At 61.5% G+C, this 18,732-nt stretch carries 17 protein-coding genes and 1 riboswitch; of the genes, 14 read left to right on the top strand and 3 right to left on the bottom strand.

What is annotated here, in order from left to right; translation table 11 throughout:
* Positions 1-4: 4 nt before the first annotated feature.
* A complete protein-coding gene (locus ABDK06_RS12940; RefSeq protein WP_394941665.1) occupies positions 5-1,159 on the bottom strand; it encodes an FAD-dependent oxidoreductase in 1,155 nt (384 codons plus the stop codon).
* 117 nt (positions 1,160-1,276) lie between these two features.
* Positions 1,277-1,376: riboswitch (ZMP/ZTP riboswitch) on the top strand.
* Between the two features lie 74 nt (positions 1,377-1,450).
* On the opposite strand from ABDK06_RS12940, the gene glyA reads away from it, so the two are divergent.
* The 14 genes from glyA to ABDK06_RS12870 all read left to right on the top strand — a co-directional run bounded on the left by glyA (position 1,451) and on the right by ABDK06_RS12870 (position 15,971).
* A complete protein-coding gene (gene glyA, locus ABDK06_RS12935; RefSeq protein WP_394941663.1) occupies positions 1,451-2,734 on the top strand; it encodes a serine hydroxymethyltransferase in 1,284 nt (427 codons plus the stop codon).
* A 2-nt stretch (positions 2,735-2,736) separates the two neighbouring features.
* Positions 2,737-3,618: a bifunctional methylenetetrahydrofolate dehydrogenase/methenyltetrahydrofolate cyclohydrolase gene (locus ABDK06_RS12930; protein ID WP_394941661.1), complete on the top strand. Its 882-nt coding sequence runs from the start codon at positions 2,737-2,739 to the stop codon at positions 3,616-3,618.
* 131 nt (positions 3,619-3,749) lie between these two features.
* Complete coding sequence (locus ABDK06_RS12925) at positions 3,750-4,379, top strand: TetR/AcrR family transcriptional regulator (protein WP_394941659.1); 630 nt, start codon at positions 3,750-3,752, stop codon at positions 4,377-4,379.
* A gap of 17 nt (positions 4,380-4,396) precedes the next feature.
* On the top strand, positions 4,397-7,057 hold the full coding sequence (locus ABDK06_RS12920; protein WP_394941657.1) for an MMPL family transporter: 2,661 nt from the start codon (positions 4,397-4,399) through the stop codon (positions 7,055-7,057).
* Between the two features lie 264 nt (positions 7,058-7,321).
* Complete coding sequence (locus ABDK06_RS12915; protein ID WP_394941946.1) at positions 7,322-8,278, top strand: ABC transporter ATP-binding protein; 957 nt, start codon at positions 7,322-7,324, stop codon at positions 8,276-8,278.
* Positions 8,271-9,128 (top strand): ABC transporter permease, encoded by an 858-nt coding sequence (locus ABDK06_RS12910; RefSeq protein WP_394941655.1) that lies wholly within the window; start codon positions 8,271-8,273, stop codon positions 9,126-9,128. Before ABDK06_RS12915 ends, ABDK06_RS12910 begins: the two co-directional genes overlap by 8 nt.
* Positions 9,125-10,000: an ABC transporter permease gene (locus ABDK06_RS12905; RefSeq protein ID WP_394941653.1), complete on the top strand. Its 876-nt coding sequence runs from the start codon at positions 9,125-9,127 to the stop codon at positions 9,998-10,000. The genes ABDK06_RS12910 and ABDK06_RS12905 overlap by 4 nt, the downstream gene beginning before the upstream one ends.
* A 95-nt stretch (positions 10,001-10,095) precedes the next feature.
* Complete coding sequence (locus ABDK06_RS12900) at positions 10,096-10,803, top strand: DUF4166 domain-containing protein (protein WP_394941651.1); 708 nt, start codon at positions 10,096-10,098, stop codon at positions 10,801-10,803.
* A 43-nt stretch (positions 10,804-10,846) separates the two neighbouring features.
* Positions 10,847-11,824, top strand: coding sequence for a hypothetical protein (locus ABDK06_RS12895; protein ID WP_394941649.1), 978 nt, complete (start codon positions 10,847-10,849; stop codon positions 11,822-11,824).
* Positions 11,825-11,916: 92 nt separating this feature from the next.
* Complete coding sequence (locus tag ABDK06_RS12890) at positions 11,917-12,450, top strand: hypothetical protein (protein ID WP_394941647.1); 534 nt, start codon at positions 11,917-11,919, stop codon at positions 12,448-12,450.
* A gap of 10 nt (positions 12,451-12,460) precedes the next feature.
* Positions 12,461-13,303: an exodeoxyribonuclease III gene (locus ABDK06_RS12885; RefSeq protein ID WP_394941645.1), complete on the top strand. Its 843-nt coding sequence runs from the start codon at positions 12,461-12,463 to the stop codon at positions 13,301-13,303.
* A gap of 9 nt (positions 13,304-13,312) precedes the next feature.
* Complete coding sequence (gene trpS / locus ABDK06_RS12880) at positions 13,313-14,347, top strand: tryptophan--tRNA ligase (RefSeq protein ID WP_394941643.1); 1,035 nt, start codon at positions 13,313-13,315, stop codon at positions 14,345-14,347.
* 3 nt (positions 14,348-14,350) lie between these two features.
* On the top strand, positions 14,351-14,908 hold the full coding sequence (locus tag ABDK06_RS12875; RefSeq protein ID WP_394941641.1) for a 2'-5' RNA ligase family protein: 558 nt from the start codon (positions 14,351-14,353) through the stop codon (positions 14,906-14,908).
* Positions 14,895-15,971 (top strand): YihY/virulence factor BrkB family protein, encoded by a 1,077-nt coding sequence (locus ABDK06_RS12870; protein WP_394941639.1) that lies wholly within the window; start codon positions 14,895-14,897, stop codon positions 15,969-15,971. Before ABDK06_RS12875 ends, ABDK06_RS12870 begins: the two co-directional genes overlap by 14 nt.
* A gap of 123 nt (positions 15,972-16,094) precedes the next feature.
* Here the strand turns inward: ABDK06_RS12870 and ABDK06_RS12865 are convergent, their stop codons facing one another.
* Together ABDK06_RS12865 and sdhA are read right to left on the bottom strand one after the other, a co-directional pair.
* Entirely contained in the window at positions 16,095-16,922 is an 828-nt protein-coding gene (locus ABDK06_RS12865) for a succinate dehydrogenase iron-sulfur subunit (RefSeq protein ID WP_394941637.1), read from the bottom strand.
* Positions 16,922-18,682, bottom strand: coding sequence for a succinate dehydrogenase flavoprotein subunit (gene sdhA / locus ABDK06_RS12860; protein WP_394941635.1), 1,761 nt, complete (start codon positions 18,680-18,682; stop codon positions 16,922-16,924). The genes ABDK06_RS12865 and sdhA overlap by 1 nt, the downstream gene beginning before the upstream one ends.
* Positions 18,683-18,732 lie beyond the last annotated feature (50 nt).

Raw genomic sequence — 18,732 nt, 5'->3', positions numbered from 1 at the left:
CAATCTAGTGGCTGACCGGGAATGCCGGAGCCTGAACTCGCTGGTCCTCGGCGAGCTTCTTGAGTGCGGCCAGGGCGGCCGCGCGCCCAGCCCTGGTGGCCCCCAAGGTTGAGGCGGAAGCTCCATAACCCACTAGGAACAGGCGAGGCTCTTTGACCACCCTGACGCCGTCCATCACGATGCCACCGCCCGGCTCACGCAGTTTGAGCGGAGCCAGATGGTCGAGCGAAGCCCGGAATCCAGTGGCCCAGAGCACCGCGTCGATGTCTTCAACCGAGCCATCCGCGAAAACCGCGGCGTGCCTGGTGAAAGACTGTAGCGGGCCGCGGGAGACCAGCACCCCGGAGGCGATCCCGTCCTGATACATCGGCGTCATCGGCAGGCCGGTGACGCCGACTACGCTGATCGGCGGCAGACCGGCTCTGGTGCGCTCATTGACGGCTCGCTCGACGTCGCGCCCCCAGTCGGGATTCTTCTCCAGGCAACGGAACTCAGGGGGACGACGAGTGGACCACAGGGTCTGCGCCCCGGCCTCAGCGAGCTGTAGCAGGAACTGCGCCGCAGAGGTACCACCCCCGACCACGAGCACTCGCCGCCCGGTGAATTCCTCTGCGGAACGAAAATCGTGAGTGTGCAATTGCCAGCCCTCGAAGTCCGCGGCCCCGGGGTAGTAGGGCCAATAAGGTTTGTCCCAGGTGCCGGTGCCGCTGATCAGCACTCGAGTTTTCAGCGAAGTGACCCCACCATCCGGGCCCTGCACCTCGATGATCAGCGGGGCATTCTCGGTGCCGGGATCTGAAGTGCTGGGATCGGTAGCGCCTGGATCTGAAGCCACGGCATCTGTGCGCACCGTGAGCACTCGTGCGGGGCGTAGCACCCGCAAACCCAGCTGCTCTTCGAATCTGCCGTAGTACTCGGCGACGACTTCTGAGGCCGGGCGGGAGGAATCCGGGGTGCCCAAGGGGAAGTCAGGGAGGTCATGGATGCCATGAGCGGCTCCCAGGGTCAGCGAGGGCCAGCGATGCCGCCAGGCACCGCCGGGCCCTTCATTGGCATCGATTACCAAGAAGTCCACTCCGGGGATCAAGCCGCGTCTGCTCAAGTGATAGGCGGCGGAGAGCCCGGCCTGGCCAGCGCCAATCACGACAACTTGGTACATGCCAGCCTCAACGTGCCGGGTGCGGATCGAATTCCCTGGTGCGTCCCTGGCACGCAGGAGTCTTTAAGACAGCGCTGCTGGTTCCGATACTGACGCTGCTCGGTCTTTGAGCTAAGCTGGTGCCGTCGCAACTGGCGTAAGGTGGTTCACCACCGGGGAGCGACCGAGCCATGGAGGCTCACACGCCGACCATGGATCGAACGCCTGGGACCGAGGTCATATCTACCGGTACTGTCGACTGCGACACCGGTAGTTACGACCACTAGAACCGCCCTCAGCTCAGGAGTCATCATGTCGAACGATCCCTCGAACACTTCTCTGGCCGAACTCGATCCCGAAATAGCCCAAGTCCTCAGTGATGAACTGGGGCGTCAGCGCAATACCTTGGAAATGATCGCCTCCGAGAACTTCGCGCCCCGAGCAGTTCTGGAAGCCCAGGGCTCGGTGCTCACCAATAAATACGCCGAAGGCTACCCAGGACGTCGCTATTATGGCGGCTGCGAATACGTGGATGTCGCCGAGAATCTGGCGATCGACCGGGTCAAAGCGCTTTTCGGTGCGGAGTACGCGAATGTCCAGCCGCACTCCGGTGCTCAGGCCAATGCCGCGGCGCTCGCCGCGATGCTCAATCCGGGGGATAAGATCCTCGGACTCTCCCTCGCTCACGGCGGGCATCTCACCCACGGTATGAAGCTCAACTTCTCCGGCAAGCTCTATCAGGTTGCTGCGTATCAGGTGGAACAAGACACCTTCCGGATCGATATGGACAAGCTTCGCCAGCAGGCGAAGCTGGAGCGCCCCCAGGTGATCATCGCGGGTTGGTCGGCTTATCCGCGGCACCTGGATTTCGCCGCCTTCCGCTCCATCGCCGATGAGGTTGGAGCCTTGCTCTGGACCGATATGGCTCACTTCGCGGGCCTGGTGGCTGCCGGCGTGCACCCCTCTCCCGTGCCGTACTCGGATGTGGTGACCTCCACGGTGCACAAGACCCTTGCCGGTCCGCGTTCCGGGGTGATCCTGTCGAAGGACGCCGAGCGCTGGTCGAAGAAGCTAAACTCAGCTGTTTTCCCGGGGCAGCAGGGTGGCCCCTTGATGCATGTGATCGCAGCCAAAGCGGTGGCCTTCAAAGTGGCTGCCTCGGCCGAGTTCAAGGAGCGACAAGAACGGGTGCTGGAAGGCGCTCGGATCCTGGCCGATCGGTTGAACCAGCCGGATCTCACCGAAGCCGGGGTTTCCGTGCTCACCGGAGGCACGGATGTGCACCTGGTCCTGGTGGACCTGCGGAATTCGGCCCTCGACGGCCAGCAGGCCGAAGACCTGCTGCACAGCGTCGGGATCACGGTCAATCGCAATGCAGTGCCTTTCGACCCTCGCCCGCCGATGGTCACTTCCGGCCTACGGATCGGCACTCCCGCCCTGGCTACCAGGGGTTTCGGAGCTGCAGAATTCACCGAGGTGGCCGAGATCATCGCTACCGCGCTCAAAGCCGGGAACGCGGCCGACGTCGAAAGCCTCAAGGCCCGGGTGAATAAGCTGGCCGAAGGTTTCCCGCTCTACCCGGGAATTGAGGGCTGAGGATGACCGCGAAATTACTGGATGGCGAAAAGGCTGCAACCGAGGTCAAAGCCGAACTCGTCGAGCGCATTGAAATTCTGCGTTCACGAGGTGTGACGCCGGGCCTGGCGACCGTGCTGGTCGGTGAGGATCCGCCCAGTCATGCCTACGTTCGGATGAAGCATCGGGATGCCGCGGCCCTGGGCCTGGTCTCGGTGGAGCGTCAGCTCCCCGCGGAGACCAGCCAAGAAGAACTCAATGCGGTGATTGACGAACTCAACGCCAACCCTGAGGTGCACGGCATCCTGGTGCAGATCCCACTGCCTAAGCATTTGGACGAGCAAGCTGTCCTGGAGCGGATCGATCCGGCGAAGGACGCCGATGGCTTGCACCCGGTGAATCTGGGCCGGCTAGTGCTCAATGTCAACGGACCGATCGACACTCCGCTGCCCTGCACCCCGGTAGGGGCCATCGAGCTGATGCTGCGCAATGGCATTGAGCTGGCGGGGAAGCACATCGTCGTCGTGGGGCGCGGGATCACCGTAGGCCGTGCGCTCGGTCTGCTGCTGACCAGGCGTTCGATCAACGCCACGGTGACCCTGACCCATACCGGGACTCAGGATCTGCCCTCCTACCTGAGGCAAGCCGATGTGGTGATTTCCGCCGTCGGTGTTCCGCATCTGGTCAAGGCCGGCGATCTTAAGCCCGGAGTGGTGGTGCTGGATGTCGGGGTTTCCCGAGAGATCAACGAAGCCACGGGAAAGCCGCGGTTGCTCGGTGATATCGATCCCGCTGCGGCAGAAGTGGCGTCCTGGCTCTCACCCAATCCGGGTGGCGTCGGGCCGATGACCCGTGCCCTGCTGATGAGCAATGTGGTGGCCGCCGCGGAGCGCCAGCACCCCTGATATTTCTTCTCACGCTGTGATACTTGGGGTCGCTATGGCACGTTCATAGCGACCCCGGCTATCACGGCCTTCTTAAATTCACAGTGGTGCCCTACTTGCACTAAGTGCAAAGTTGCACTTAGTGTATACATGTGACCCAGGTGATCGAACCACTGAATCGTCGTGAGCTGAATAAAGCTGCCACGCGGGAGGCCATCGTGGCAGCCGCCCTGCAGCTCTTACGCAGCCGTGGTCTCAATAAATTCACCGTGGAAGACGTAGCGGAGACCGCAGGGATCTCCCGCCGGACCTTCTTCAACTACTTCTCCTCCACCGAAGCCGCGATTGCCTCCACTACAGAGGGCTTCCTCGATCAGGTGATCGAGAAGTTCATCGGACGTCCGGCTAGCGAATCGCTGCTTGAGGCGGCGCAGCAATCACTCAGGGCGCTTGCCGACCCCACCCAGCTGGCCCTGATCGCTGAGGTCTACAGTCTGACCAAACCGCACGACACGGTGGCCAGAGTTCAAGCCGAAGTCTGGGATGACTGCGAAGCGAAGCTCGCCTTGGCGCTGGTGCCGAGGCTTGGCGATAACGCTCACCCGCTCTATGTCCGAGCCTTGGCTGGATCCGTTCTGGCTTGCGGCAAATCCGCAATTGAAATCTGGTTCGAGCGCCATGGCACCTCGGTGACCCAAGACTCCCTCAGAGACCTGCAAAACCTACTCATCGAAGTCATCGGCTATTTGCGCGATGGCTTCGTGCTCGATGAATCCCGCTAAGAAGGACGGAAAACACCATGGCACTCTTGCTCTATAGGCTGGGGAAATTCTCGGCCAAACATCGCTGGTCGGTGCTGGTCGTCTGGCTGGTGATCCTGCTGGGCGTCGGCACTTCGGCAATCGCCTTCCATGGCCAGACCACCAATGACTTCAAGATTCCGGGCACCGAAACCCAGCGGATGCTCGATAAGCTCAAGCACGATCTTCCTAGTGCGGCTGGCGGCAGCGGAAGCATCGTCTTCCAGTCCGACGGCGGATTCACCGCCGAACAGCAGACCGCGGCGGCAGATGCACTCAAGAATCTAGCGGCCAAAGACTATGTGCAGGCGACAGTCGATCCGTTCGTTCAGCAGAAGCAGCTGGACGACGGCGCTGTGCAACTCGCCGATGGGCAGAAGCAGATCGATGCCGCTAACGCGCAACTCTCTGCAAAGAGCAATGAACTGGAAGCTGCCAGGGCCCAGGTGGGGCAGCTCAAGGCGACGTTGGCTCAAGCGGTGCCGCCGAACCCTCCGGCGCTGGTCGCTCAGTACGAAGCCGCCAAGGCTCAGCTCTCTGCCGGTGAGGCGCAGCTGGACGCCGCGAAAGCTAAGATCTCCGCGAATCAGGCCACTCTCGACGTCTCTAAGAAAAAACTTGATTCCTCGGCCGGGCTGCGATTTGTCAGTCAGGACGGCAAAGTCGCGATAGCCCAGGTACAGTTCAAGGTCACGCTCTACAGCCTTGACCCCAAAGATCGCCAGCAAGTCCAGGAGATCGTCAATAAGGTGACCGATTCCGGCATCAAGGTCTTTTACGATAAGCAGATCACCGAGGATGTTTCGCAGATCTTCGGCACCGCCGAGATCGTCGGTGTGGTGATTGCCGCCATTGTGCTGCTGGTGATGCTCGGCACCTTGATCGCGGCTGGCTTGCCGCTGATCATGGCGATCGTCGGCGTCGGCATCGGGGTGGGTGGCACCTTCGCGCTGACCGGCGTCATCGAGATGAGCTCGATCTCGCCCATGTTGGCCCTGATGCTCGGCCTCGCTGTGGGCATCGATTACTCCTTGTTCATCGTGAATCGGCATCGTCAGCAGTTGCTCTCCGGCATGGAGGTCCGTGAATCGATCGCCAAAGCCACCGGGACCAGCGGTAACGCCGTGCTCTTCGCGGGTCTCACCGTGGTCATCGCGCTTGCCGCGCTCGCCGTCACTGGCTTGCCATTCTTGGCAGTACTGGGCATTGCGGCTGCCGCCACGGTGGCCATCGCGGTGCTGGTGGCTCTGACTCTGACCCCTGCTGTGCTCAGCCTGGTGGGCACCCGGATCATCTCCAAGCGGGCCTGGAAGAAAGCGCAACTGGCTTCAGGCTTGACTATGCCGGAACACTCCGAGAGCGCTGAGCAGCCCGCAGAGCATCGGGCCGCGCACAGACAAGAAACTCCTGCAGACGCTGAGCTTGCGAAGAGTGGCAGCGGCTGGGGAGGCCCACAGTCCCGAGGGTCCCACGCTGAGCTTGCGAAGAGTGGGAGGGGTTGGGGAGGCGTGGTGACTAGGCACCCCGTGCTGACCCTCGTCGCCAGTGTGCTGGCTCTCGGCGTGGTCGCACTGCCGGCGCTCAATCTGCGGTTAGCTCTTCCCGACGGCGGATCTGAGCCTGCGGATTCCAGTGCCTACCAAGCCTATGAGCTGACCGGGAAGAACTTCGGTGAAGGTATGAACGGCCCGATTGTGGTGGTGGGTGAGCTGCCCGAAGGGCTGAGCGCGGAACAGGCTCAGCAGAAGCAGTACGACGTCGCGGATAAGCTGCGTCAGATCACTAATGTGAAGGCCGCCCTCCCAGCGAGCATCAGCGATGATCGTCGGACGGCAGTGTTCCAGGTGATTCCCTCGGAAGGCCCTGCCAGTGCCAGCACGGTGCAGGTGGTCTCCGATATTCGCGCTGATGGGGGCAAGATCAAGGATGCCACCGGGGTGCAGATCGGCCTGACCGGTCAGACCGCGGCCAACGTCGACGTCTCCAATAAGCTCGGCGAAGCGCTACCGCCCTACTTGGCCATCGTGGTCGGCTTGTCGCTGATCCTGCTGCTGCTGGTTTTCCGCTCCATCCTGGTGCCGTTATTGGCTACCGGCGGCTTCCTGCTCTCCCTGGCGGCGAGTTTCGGCGGCGTGGTCGCGGTCTACCAATGGGGCTGGCTGGGTAGCTTCTTCGATGTGCACAATCCGGGTGCGGTGCTGAGCTTCCTGCCGATCATCCTGATCGGGGTACTCTTCGGCCTCGCAATGGATTATCAGGTCTTCATCACCTCAGGAATGCGCGAAGCCTTCGTGCACGGCGAAACCGCGAAACAAGCCGTGCGCACCGGCTTCGGCCATGCGGCCCGAGTTGTGGTGGCTGCGGCCATCATTATGGCCAGTGTGTTCGCGGGCTTCATCTTCTCGCATCTGACCATGATCAGACCGCTTGGTTTCGCACTGGCCTTCGGCGTGCTGCTGGATGCCTTCGTGGTCCGGATGACCATCGTTCCGGCGGCCATGCACTTGCTCGGTAAAGCCGCCTGGTGGACGCCGCGCTGGCTGGATCGCATCCTGCCCGATGTGGACGTCGAAGGCGCCAAAGTGGTGGCCTTGCACGAAGAAAGTGGAACAGCTAAGAAGGCTGATCCCGACGGCGAGCTGGCTGGCAATCGCAGTTAGGCCAAAGCGGCGGCGAGCTAAACCGCTAGCCGAACCGAGGTAGCCGATGGCTGAACAACGCCGTCCCGGCTCCGAGCTTCCGAATCAGGAGGGTCAAGGAGCCGGGGCGGCGTTTTTCTGCCTAAAGCCCTTATCAAGATCGAATATATGTACTAGTCTGTTCTGGTGCTCAAAGATGAATCACCCTCGGATGCCCAGGACTCCTTCGTCGCGAACCGTCCCGGTTTAACTCAAGCCGGCTTAACTCAAGCGGGCTCGACTCAAATGGACTCAACTCAACCCGATTCTGTTCATCCTGGGCAGGCAGTAGTCACGGCCCGTGAGCTGCGCAAAGTCTACGGTGACTTCGTGGCGGTGGACGGGATCTCTTTTGAGGTAGCGCCGGGGGAGTCCTTTGGCCTGCTCGGACCTAATGGGGCTGGCAAGTCCACCACCATGCGGATGATCGGCGGAGTCTCCCAGCGCACCTCGGGAGACCTCAGCATTATGGGTCTCGACCCGGAACGGCACGGGCCGCAGGTACGAGCCCATCTGGGAGTGGTTCCTCAGCAGGACAACCTGGATGAGGAACTCAAGGTCCGAGACAATTTGATCATCTATGGCCGTTATTTCGGGTTGCCGCTCAGTTATCTGAAGCCCAAAGCCGATGAATTGCTGGAATTCGCTCAGCTCACCGATAAAGCCGATGCCAAGGTCGACTCGTTGTCCGGTGGGATGAAGCGGCGGCTCACCATTGCCCGTTCGCTGGTCAACGATCCTAAGATCCTGTTGCTCGATGAGCCGACCACAGGCCTCGATCCGCAGGCTCGGCATATTCTCTGGGATCGGCTTTTCCGGTTGAAAGAAGCCGGGACCACGCTGATCCTGACCACTCACTATATGGATGAGGCGGAGCAACTGTGCGACCGACTCGTCGTGGTGGACAAGGGGAGCATTATGGCGGAAGGCTCCCCGGCGTCCTTGATCCGTGAGTATTCGACGCGTGAGGTGCTCGAACTGCGTTTCGGGTCAGAGCGAAATGCCAGTGTGGCGACTGAACTGGAGGGCATCGGTGAGCGCACCGAGACGCTGCCCGACCGTGTGCTGATCTATACCGATGACGGCGAGGCGGCGCTGGAACAGGTTTCCGTCCGTGGTCTGCACCCGCTGACCTCCTTGGTGCGCCGCTCCAGCCTGGAGGACGTATTCCTCCGGCTGACCGGAAGGAGCCTCGTTGACTGAGCAGCCTCAAACCGAGCCGGGCAGGCTGCTGCCGGTCCCGTTGACTCCCGAGCAGTCTGCGGCGAAAGCCGTGAAGTTCGGTTCCTGGTACTTCGCCGAACAGGTGCTCCGACAGATGCGGGTTTACCTGTGGTCGGTGCTTGCTTATTCGATCGGCTCGCCGCTGGCCTATCTTTTCGCGATGGGCATGGGCCTGGCTTCCCTGGTCAATGCCAGTGCGCAGAATCAGTTTGGCGGGGTGAGCTATCAGGTTTTCATCGCCCCGGCCCTGGTGGCCTCCACGGCCCTGATGTCGGCCGCCGGGGAATTCATGTTCCCGGTGATGGACGGATTCAAATGGCGGCGGCTCTACTTTGGCCCGCACGCCTCGCCGCTGACCCCGGAGCAGATCGCCAAAGGCCACATCATCGCGGTATTCATCCGGATTCTGCTGCCCACAGCGATTTATTATCTGATCGTGCTGTTGTTCCAGGCCGCGCCTAGCCCGTGGGGCTGGTTCTCTGTGCTGACCGCGACCTTGGCGGCAATGACCTTCGGGCTTCCGCTGATGGCCTGGGTTGCTACCTTGAAGAACGACGCCGGGCAGTTCGCCGTGGTGCAGCGTTTCATCGTGATGCCGCTCTTCCTGTTCTCAGGGACGTTCTTTCCCTTGAGTCAACTGCCCTGGTTCTTGCAGTGGATCGGCTGGATTTCGCCGCTCTGGCACGCCACTGAGCTCGGCAGGGTGCTGAGCTTCGGCTATGCCGAGCCGGGGTGGCTGACCATTGTGCACATCCTTTATCTGCTTGTCATTGCTGCCGTGGGCTGGACCATGGCTCAACGCTTCTTCGCGAAGAGGATGAATTTATGAGCCAGACCTCGGACACCCAGCGCCCTGGAGTAGGGGTTCTCACCACGCAGCTGACAGCGGATGCAGCATTGGACTCCAGGTTGTCCCGGCCCTTCGCTTCGCTCTACTCCGGCAATGCCCGATCGGTGATCGCCCGAGGGCTATTGGCCACCCGGAGCACCAATTGGCTGGTGATGCTCTCTGGCTTCTTCGAACCGGTCCTCTACCTGTTGTCGATGGGGGTTGGCTTGGGTGCCCTGGTGGGAACGGTGGCAGGCCCGGGCGGTCAGGCGATCAGTTACGCTGCCTACATCGCCCCCGCGTTGTTGGCTACCTCGGCGATGAACGGCGCGGTCTACGATTCCACCTGGAACGTCTTCTTCAAGATGAACTTCGCCAAGCTCTATCAGGGCATGCTCTACACCTCGCTGGGCCCGCTCGACGTCGCGCTCGGTGAGATCTTCCTCGCCCTGCTCCGGGGACTGGTCTACGCCACCGGCTTCACCATCGTGATGGGGCTGATGGGACTGATCACCTCATGGTGGGCGCTCTTGATGATTCCGGCCTCGGTCTTCATCGCCTTCGGTTTCGCCAGTTTCGGAATGGGGATCACCAGTTTCATCAAGACTTTCCAGGGGATGGACTGGATCAATTTCGTGATGCTACCGATGTTCTTGTTTTCGGCGACTTTCTATCCCCTATCGGTCTACCCGCAGCCGATCCAATGGCTGATTCAAGCGATGCCGTTATGGCACGGCGTGGAGCTGCTGCGTGAACTCGGCGCGGGCGTACTCGGCTGGGGCACCCTATTGCACATTCTCTACTACTTGGTGATGATCCTGCTCGGCTTGATACTGACCACCTCCAGGTTGCGGAAGCTCTTCCTGCGCTGAGCGGTGGATGCCTTAGCCGCATCCTTTTTGCCCGGTGGGCCGAGCAGCGGTGCTGACGTTCAAAATTCTGCTGCCGAACGCTTTAGGATCGCGCTATGAGTTCGGTGTGGGAGTTATCGAAACCCGGGGTGCTTGCGGAGCTGCATCCTCAGCTGAAGCAATATTTCAGCGAGATTCCTGCGGGGCAGATTGCCCGCGGCGCGGGATACTTCGAGTGGGCGGGCAGCCCGCGGCGTTGGCTATGGCCGTTCTTGGCCGTATTGGGCAAGGATCAGGTGCTTTTTCCAGCTTGGCAGCAGCGGGTCCGCTTCGAGATAGAGAACGAGCCTAGGATCAACCAGCATGGTCAAAATTCGATTCTTGCCCGGAGGACTTTTTATTTCGAACGAGGTGCCCGGACCATGCTCGATGAGATCACCGCGGAACGGTACTCAGCTCCGGGAAGCTCGTCGACTGACCACCTGTTGATCGACTATTTAGGGCGTAGCCGCCGTCTGGCCGCTACTTTGCAATTGACCGCGGAGGGTGGCGCACTGAGAGTGAACAGCACAGCGGTCAGCCTTCGCTGCTGGGGCCATCGCTTTGAGCTGCCGCGCTGCATCGCACCGAGAATTGAACTGACCGAGCGTTTCGACGAGCTCACCGGCCTGCAGTCGATGTCTTTGAAATTGTTTCAACCACAGCTCGGTTTGCTCTACGAATACTCTGGCAGCTTCCGCTATTGGCTGGAGCCAGCGGAAGGCCGATGCTCCGCCGAGTCCGGCGGAAGCACCGGCATGACTCAGACCACGGGTCAGCGATAAATGCTACTGTAGCCAGATTATTCGGCTACTACCGGGAGTTTTAGTGAGTGTACCCGAGGACCGAGCTGATGCCGTATCAGCTCATCCGGCTGCGAACGCACGGGGTCGTCGCTCAGCGACCAATCCCTCTTCCCGCGATCTGACCTCGCTCAAAGCGGTGATTCTCGGAGTGGCCGCCGGGCTGCTCGGTTTGCTCCCTTGGCTGCTGAGCGGCAGCCGTCTGCCGCTGCAGAACCTATGGCAACTGGACACTCCGCCCGATGCGATGCCGGTGTCCTGGCTTCCCCTGAGTCAGTACCTGGTGATCGACCTTCTCTCGATCATCGTCACCCCCGCTGCGATCGCAGCACTGGTGTTGCGCGGCTGGAAGCCGGTGCGCCGACGTCTGGCGATCTGGTGCGTTGCTCTCGGCTTAGTCGCTGTGCAATCGACCGCGACCATTCAAAGCTTCAGCGTGTTGAGCACCGGGATTGACCTCGGTCTCCGCGCTGATCGAATCAGCCAGCTGTACTTCTACGGGCTGCTGATCGCCGTGCTGGGCTTTATCCTGGCGGGGTTCGCAGTGCTCTGGCTGATGGTGGCCCGCAAGGTGGCTGTTGCGAGCCTGGGGTTCGGTCTCGTCGCCGTTCCGGTCAGTTCGTGGATCACCTCTTGGTTCGATGATCTGCTGCCAGTGGGCATTCTTCCTTCAGGGGTGGTGGAATTGGGCCGTTGGGCTCCCGCCGTGCTGATCGGGCTCACCCTGGCGTGGTGCGGTTTCAAACCCGCCAGCCGAATTGTGATCTGGGTGCTGAACCTCATGCTGCTCTGGTTCCTCCCTGGACTCGTTACCGCGCTGAGCGCTGCCCTGGGCACCCGGGTGCTGCGGGGAGATGTGCCGCAGACCCTGGAACTCTTCGGGCAGGTGCTGGTTGCTGCCCTCACAAGCGCGGAGGTGATAGCTCCACTGCTGCTCAGCGTGATCATCGCCCTGCTGGGAGCCCTGGGCTTGGTCCTCTGGCGACGCCGCACCGCTAACTGAGCTTGCGACGTCGTCCGAAACGGTGACGTGAACCTCGTTCGCCCCGCGCGGAAGCAGCCTGAGCGAACGCTAAGCCCTGCGACAATGGAAACATGTTCCCGCAAAGCACAGCTAACGATTCAGCCGGTACGAAACGTCGTCCGGGCCGCTGGGCGGCCATCGGACCGATTGTCCTCGCGGTGGTGTTCTTGGTCGCTCTGGTGATGGCGGCCAATAACAACACAGTGCTCGGCTGGTTCATCGTCGTGGTCGCTCTCGCTTGGCTGATCCTAGCCACCCTGGTCTACATCGGGGTTTACCGAGCCGCTCGTTTTGGCGCTGATCAGCTTCGCCGGGCGCAGTCAACCTTGCAGAAGAGCCGATCCGAGGAAGCCAGCACCCATCTGGTGGACGGCGCACCGAGTGATGGCATCCGCGATATGAAACTGGATCATAGTTTCAAGATCGTGCAGGTCCAGGCAAAGGTGATCGCAGATCAACTCGCTCAGGGCAAAGACCCCGAGGCGATTGCCCGGGCTCTGGAAACCATCCAGATCACCGCCCATAACGGGCGCGATATTCTCGGGGTGAATAAGAAAGACGATCCCGGCTCTGAGTCGGTGACCGGCGTGGTCATCGACGGGTAGAGTTGTTCGAGTGAGTACTCCAATCATCGAGAAAGCGAAGAACACGCTGCGCGTGGCCTCCGTCAATGTGAACGGGATCCGCGCCTCTTACCGTAAAGGGATGGCAGAGTGGCTGGCTCCCCGCGAGGTCGACATTCTCTGTCTGCAAGAAGTCAGGGCGCCAGACGATATTGTGGAAGGCTTCCTGGCAGAGGACTGGCATCTGCTGCTCGCCGCTGCGGAAGCGAAGGGCAGGGCCGGCGTCGCCATCGCCAGCCGGAAGGACTCACTTGAACCGATAGCCACCCGGGTCGGCATCGGAGATGATTACTTTGCCACCGCTGGACGCTGGGTCGAAGCCGACTACCGGCTCCCCGATGGGAAACAGCTCACCGTGGTGAGTGCTTATGTGCACTCCGGAGAAGCGGACACTCCCAAGCAGGTCGATAAATACCGGTTCCTGGATGTGATGATCACCAGGCTGCCGCAGCTGAGCGCACACTCCGACTATGCCCTGGTGGTGGGAGATCTCAACGTCGGCCACACCACCTTGGATATCAAGAACTGGCGCGGCAACGTCAAGAACGCTGGCTTCCTGCCCGAGGAACGCGCCTATTTTGATCGTTTCTTCGGTGAGGAAATCGGTTGGCGGGACGTGCACCGTGAACTCTCGGGCCCGGTCGACGGGCCCTATACCTGGTGGTCTCAGCGCGGGCAGGCCTTCGATAACGACACCGGCTGGCGCATCGACTATCAGATGGCGACTCCGGATCTGGCCGCTGCGGCGACTTCAGCTGTGGTGGACCGGGCCGCGAGTTACGACCTCCGATGGTCCGATCACGCCCCCCTCGTCGTCGATTACAACATTCGCTGAACGGTAAGTATGACTGAGAATAGTCGCGCCCGCATTCTGTCCGGTATGCAGCCCTCCGCTGACTCCCTGCACTTGGGGAACTACTTGGGCGCTTTGCTCAACTGGGTTCGCATGCAGGAAGAATACGATGCATTTTTCTTCATCCCCGATCTGCACGCGATCACCGTGCCGCAGGATCCGGAGATCCTGGCGCGTCGCACCCGAGTGACCGCAGCGCAGTACATCGCTGGCGGCGTCGACGTCGAGAAATCCACGTTGTTCGTGCAATCCCATGTGCCCGAGCACACTCAGCTGGCGTGGGTCTTCAACTGCCTGACCGGTTTCGGCGAGGCTTCCCGGATGACTCAGTTCAAGGACAAGAGCCAGAAGGAAGGCTCCGACCACGCCAGCGTGGGGCTGTTCACCTACCCGATCCTGCAAGCCGCGGACATCTTGCTCTATAACCCTGAATTTGTCCCGGTGGGAGAGGACCAACGGCAGCACGTCGAGCTCAGCCGGGATCTGGCGCAGCGTTTTAACTCACGATTCTCCGAAACCTTCGTGGTGCCGAAACCGGCGATTCAAAAAGATACCGCGAAGATCTATGACCTGCAGAACCCCAGTGCGAAGATGAGCAAATCCGCGCAGTCTCCGGCCGGCCTGATCAATCTGCTGGATGATTCCAAGGTGATCGCCAAACGCATCAAATCAGCGGTCACCGACGACGGGACCGAGATTCGCTTCGACCGCGAGGCCAAGCCCGGAGTCTCCAACTTGCTGACGATTTACTCGGTGATCACCGGGCAGCCGATTGCTGAGCTGGAAGAGCAGTACCAGGGCAAGATGTATGGCCACCTCAAAGTCGATTTGGCCGAGCTGGTTGTCGATCGGCTCAGCCCGATCCGAGCCCGCGCGGAAGAGCTGCTGGCAGACCCCGCTGAACTCGACCGGTTACTCGCGGTGGGTGCGCAGAAAGCTCGCGAGATTGCCGCCGTGACCGTCGAACAGGTTTACCGACGTGTCGGCTTCCTGGCGGCAGACACCTCCGGGGTCAAGGCGCGGTAATCCATGACGGTGACAGGGGCAAGCGAAAACGGGGTGCAAAGCGGAGAAGTCCGCTCTGTCGGCGTCGTCGTGGCTCTCCCGGAACCCTACGCTGCGGAACTGAAGCGCTGGCGGGCCTCCTTCGGGGATCCTTTGGCCGAGGTGGTTCCGGCGCATATCACCCTGGTAACCAGCACGCCGACTGAGGACTGGTCGGCAGTGCGGGAGCACGTGCGGAATATCGCTGCTCGGCAGCGGCAGTTCAGAGTCGTGCTGCAGGGCACCGGCGGGTTCCGCCCGGTCTCACCCGTGGTCTACGTCAAGGTCGTCGAGGGTTTCCAGGAATGCGTTGAACTGCACCAGAACCTGCAACGGGGAGTGCTCAGCCGAGAGCTGCCTTTCCCCTTCCACCCTCATGTCACGGTGGCTCACGATATCTCAGAACTTGGCCTGGATGAGGCGGAGCAACGATTGAGTGACTTCACAGCCTCCTTCGAGGTGTGCAGCATGGGGCTTTACGAGCACGACGCCGACGGCGTCTGGCAGTTACAGGAGGAGCTCCCCTTCGGTGGCCAGAGTTAAGAGCACCGGGCTGAAGAGGAGCAAGCTCAGGCAGCAGGGGACCGCGCAAACTGGGCCGCTGCCTCCGGCTCCTCAGGATCGGGCCGAGTTGCGGCGGCGACTCGTGGTGGCTCAAACCAAAGTGGGTAAGGCCAAACGCGAGAAGGCCGGATTCTTTCCCGTGCTCTTGGCCAGACTGGAGCTGCTCATTGCAAAGAGCAATCTGTTCCGGCCAGTGCGCGCCTTTCAGCTATATTCGATGAGACACGGGCCCCTGATGGCCGCAGGCTCGGGGTACACGATGTTCTTCTCGGTCGCCTCCATGCTGGTCGCGGGTTTCTCGATCTTCGGGCTGGTGGCTAATGGAAATCGGGAACTGCAGAACATCGTGGTTCAGGCGATCGATCGTTCCACTCCGGGCCTGATCAACACCGGATCAGGGGGCTTGGTCCGACCCGAAGACATCTTCTCCTCGGGCGGTGGCTTCAGCTGGGCGCTGGTGATCTCCCTGGTGGCGCTGTTGTTCACTTCCCTGGGGTGGATCGGTGGCCTGAGGGAGGGCATCCGGGGTGTTTTCGGCGCCGGGCCGCCGCTGGCCAATCCGGTGCTGGTGAAATTGAAGGACATCCTCACCCTGCTGGTCCTCGGAGTCGTCCTGGTACTCACTTCGGTGGTCAGCTTCGGCGCCGCGACGGCGCTCAGCTGGGTCAGCTCGTTGTTATCCCTTCAGGCTGCCTGGGCTGGGCCGCTGGTCAATGGCGCTTCTGCGCTGTTCACCCTGGTGCTAGACCTGGCAGTCGCCTTGGCCCTGTTCAGAGTGGTTGCCGACGTCGAAATGCCGCGTGCCTCGCTCTGGCAAGCCGCTTTGATCACCGCTATCGGCTCCACCATTCTGCGCAGCGCTTCAAGCCTGCTGCTGGCCAATGTGGCCGGCCGGGTGTCTTTCCTGGCACCGTTCTCGGTGATCTTGGGGCTCTTTGTCTGGTTTTATCTGCTCTCCCAGGTCTACCTGCTCTCGGCGGCCTGGGGTGCTATCGGCCAAGCCGACGCGGAGCAAAACTCCGCCAAAACCCCTCGCTCTTAAACCAGCTATCCCACCGAGTGTTACGGACGGGACGGAAGTGGCTTGAAAAAGTGCACTTCCGCCACACCTGCAACATTCAGTGGGACAACAGGTGAGAAAGCGGGGTAGTGGGGAGGGCTTGGATCAGATCTGACGGGTCAGAATGGCCTGTTTGACCTCGGAGATCGCCTTGGTCACCTGGATGCCTCGGGGGCAGGCCTCGGAGCAGTTGAAGGTGGTGCGGCAGCGCCAGACGCCTTCTTTGTCGTTCAGGATCTCCAGCCGCATGTCTCCGGCGTCGTCGCGCGAGTCGAAGATGAAGCGGTGCGCGTTCACAATGGCGGCCGGGCCGAAGTACTGGCCGTCGGTCCAGAACACCGGGCAGCTCGAGGTGCACGCGGCGCACAGGATGCACTTGGTGGTATCGTCGAAGCGTTCCCGCTCCTCGGCCGACTGCAGGCGTTCCTTGGTCGGTTCGTGGCCCTTGTTGATCAGGAACGGCATAATCTCGCGGTAGGACTGGAAGAAGGGCTCCATGTCCACGATGAGGTCTTTTTCCACCGGCAGGCCCTTGATAGGCTCGACCGTGATCGGCTTCTTGGTGTCGAGGTCCTTCAGCAGGGTCTTGCAGGCCAGCCGGTTACGGCCGTTGATCCGCATCGCATCGGAGCCGCAGACGCCGTGTGCGCAGGAGCGGCGGAAAGAGAGCGAGCCGTCGTGCTCCCACTTCACCTTGTGCAGTGCGTCCAGCACGCGGTCGGTGCCGTACATGGTGAGCTTCCACTCATCCCAGTGCGCCTCGCTGTCTCCGCCGCCATTGGCATCAGGGCCGCCCGCCTCGGGGTTGTAGCGGCGGACGCGCAGCGTGATGTCGAAGGTGGGGATCTCGCCACCGCCACCGACACTGGCCGGCAGGGTGACCTTGGAGGCCGGCTCGGGGGCAGTCTCCGCTGTTTCCACTGTGGTTGTCATCAGTACTTCCTCACCATGGGCTCGTAGCGGGTGAATACGACGGGTTTGGTATCGAGGCGAATCCCGGCGATGTGCTCGGATTCGGCCTTGTTGTCGAGATACGCCATCGAGTGCTTCATGAAGTTCTCGTCGTCTCGATCGGGGAAATCTTCGCGGAAGTGGCCGCCGCGGGACTCCTGGCGGTGCAGGGCGGCAACGGTCATCACTTTCGCCAGCTCCAGCAGGAAGCCGAGTTCCACGGCCTCCAGCAGATCCAGGTTGAAACGCTTGCCCTTGTCCTGCACGGTGATCCGCTGGTAACGCTCTTCCAGGGAGGCGATGTCAGCCAGTGCCTTATCCAGGGTTTCGGCGGAGCGGAACACCTGCATATTGGCGTCCATGGTGTCCTGCAGATCCTTGCGGATCGCTGCGACTTTCTCGGTGCCCTCAGAATTGCGCACATGGTCGAGCAGCGAAATCGTGTAGGCCTCAGGGTTCTCCGGAAGCTCCACGAACTCCGCCGTCTTGGCGTACTCCGCCGCCGCGATACCGGCCCGCTTGCCGAAGACGTTGATGTCGAGCAGCGAGTTGGTGCCGAGTCGGTTCGAGCCGTGCACCGAAACGCACGCCACCTCACCGGCGGCATAGAGCCCCGGGATCACGGTGTCGTTGTCCTGCAGCACCTCGGCTTTGATATTGGTCGGAATGCCGCCCATCGCGTAGTGCGCGGTGGGGAACACCGGCACCGGCTCAGTGTACGGTTCGACGCCGAGATAGGTGCGAGCGAACTCGGTGATATCGGGCAGCTTGGCATCGATGTGCGCCGGCTCGAGGTGAGTCAGGTCGAGTAGCACGTAGTCCTTGTTCGGGCCGCAGCCACGGCCTTCGCGCACTTCGTTGGCCATCGACCGGGCGACGATATCGCGCGGGGCGAGGTCCTTGATGGTGGGGGCATAGCGTTCCATGAAGCGTTCGCCGTCGGAGTTGCGCAGAATAGCGCCTTCGCCGCGGGCCGCTTCGGAGAGCAGGATGCCCAGACCGGCCAGACCGGTCGGGTGGAACTGGAAGAACTCCATATCCTCCAACGGGATGCCGCGGCGGAAGGCGATCGCCATGCCGTCGCCGGTCAGGGTGTGTGCGTTCGACGTCGTCTTGAAGACTTTACCGGCGCCACCCGAGGCGAAGACCACAGACTTGGCCTGGAAGACGTGCAGTTCGCCGGAAGCCAGGTCGTAGCTGACCACGCCCGCTACCCGCTTCTGACCGTCCTCTTCGACGGTGAGCAGATCGAGCACGTAGTACTCGTTGTAGAACTCGACCTGATGCTTGACGCAGTTTTGGTACAGGGTCTGCAAGATCATGTGCCCGGTGCGGTCGGCTGCGTAGCAGGCGCGACGTACCGGAGCCTTGCCGTGATCGCGGGTGTGACCGCCGAAGCGGCGCTGATCGATTCGGCCCTCCGGGGTGCGGTTGAAGGGCAGGCCCATCTTTTCCAGGTCCAGCACGGCGTCGATGGCTTCTTTCGCCATCACCTCGGCGGCGTCCTGATCGACCAGGTAGTCACCGCCCTTGACGGTGTCGAAGGTATGCCATTCCCAGTTGTCCTCTTCGACGTTCGCCAGTGCGGCGCACATGCCGCCCTGAGCGGCACCGGTGTGCGAACGAGTCGGGTAGAGCTTGGTCAGCACTGCGGTTCGGGCTCGCTGCCCGGCTTCGATGGCGGCGCGCATACCAGCACCGCCTGCCCCGACAATCACCACATCGTACTTATGAACCTGCATGCAAAATGCTCCTTGAGAGGCATCGAACTGAATCTGTTTCGACCTGAGTC

It is taken from the genome of Psychromicrobium ferritrahens (genome assembly GCF_043789415.1).
GTDB lineage: Bacteria > Actinomycetota > Actinomycetes > Actinomycetales > Micrococcaceae > Renibacterium.
This window is presented reverse-complemented; position numbering and strand designations above follow the sequence as displayed.